Source organism: Escherichia sp. TW14182 (assembly GCF_000208525.1).
Lineage (GTDB): Bacteria > Pseudomonadota > Gammaproteobacteria > Enterobacterales > Enterobacteriaceae > Escherichia > Escherichia ruysiae.
Map to the genome: position 1 here is coordinate 1 of NZ_AEJZ01000434.1, position 952 is coordinate 952.

Here is a 952-nt window from a genome sequence, read left to right on the forward strand (position 1 = left end):
AACTGGCTCAATTATTTTCCCGATTGCCCAAACAAAAATTAGCGGGGATATCGGTGTCATCAACACGATAAACAGAATGAGAAACATGATTTCTATTGTCCTGCTTCTTCGCGGATATTCTTTTCTGAATAATGTAGGCACATCACTCTCCTTTAGTGCGCAAGTGGTTTTTCCAGCGGTTTTGCGCCGCGCTGGGCTTTTTGCAACAGCTGTGCCCCATCCCCCCTAAAAACCCCGTCAACCTCAACCGTCTGTTACTAATCCTCACCCATCGCCAGACCCCAACACCGTTTCTGCGAGCTAATAGGATTTTTGCTTTACGGTTTTTCATCGTTTTGCTCTCCTGCGTTTCTTTGCTGCACGCCGTGCCGCTGCAATACCGGTACGGCGCTTCGGTGCTGGGATAATATTGTCAACCATCATGACATGTGGAATAACTGTTAATGACGACGCCCCAAACCGCACCAGATACGGCAATAAACGATTATCCATCCACATTTCTCACCTCAATTAACCTGAATATCAGTAATTGTTTGCTGCAACCATTATTTAGTTAATTCTGCTATTTTTATTACCGTCCTTTCGGACGGCCTCCTGATGTTCTGAGGGCGCAGAAATCCCTCCGGTTAAGGATTAAATTTTATTTACAACACTAAATTTAATTATTCAGGCGCGCGAATCTGTTCCGCACAATGCAACAATGCTTCTGTCACTTCCTTAAGCGTTACGGTATCGGCATCATCCAGTCCTGCAACTTTTGCGTGCCTGACAAACGCCGCGCGAAGCTCGTTAAACGCCACCGCCCGTACATCAGCCAGGAAAGCATCTGTAGCCGGGGTTTGCGACATACCTCCGTCTGTTGCGCAGATATACGCATCAGATATTTCATCCTGCTCGCCATTAAACACATAGCAACTCTGTACGATAAATTTATTCAGCCCCGCATTCTCCG

General features: G+C 46.4%; 2 protein-coding genes and 1 pseudogene. All 3 read right to left on the reverse strand.

Going from position 1 to position 952, the window contains the following annotated elements; all coding sequences use genetic code 11:
• On the reverse strand, positions 1-141 hold a 141-nt coding region (locus EQY_RS0122870; RefSeq protein WP_001142596.1), incomplete at its 3' end, for a DUF4014 family protein.
• A gap of 186 nt (positions 142-327) precedes the next feature.
• Positions 328-492: a hypothetical protein gene (locus EQY_RS26635; protein WP_192807675.1), complete on the reverse strand. Its 165-nt coding sequence runs from the start codon at positions 490-492 to the stop codon at positions 328-330.
• Positions 493-662: 170 nt separating this feature from the next.
• Positions 663-952, reverse strand: a pseudogene (locus EQY_RS0122880) (ead/Ea22-like family protein); the annotation flags it as partial.

Excerpts from the sequence above, each read along its gene's own strand:
- EQY_RS26635 (WP_192807675.1), bottom strand. The coding sequence starts at position 492 with ATGGATAATCGTTTATTGCCGTATCTGGTGCGGTTTGGGGCGTCGTCA.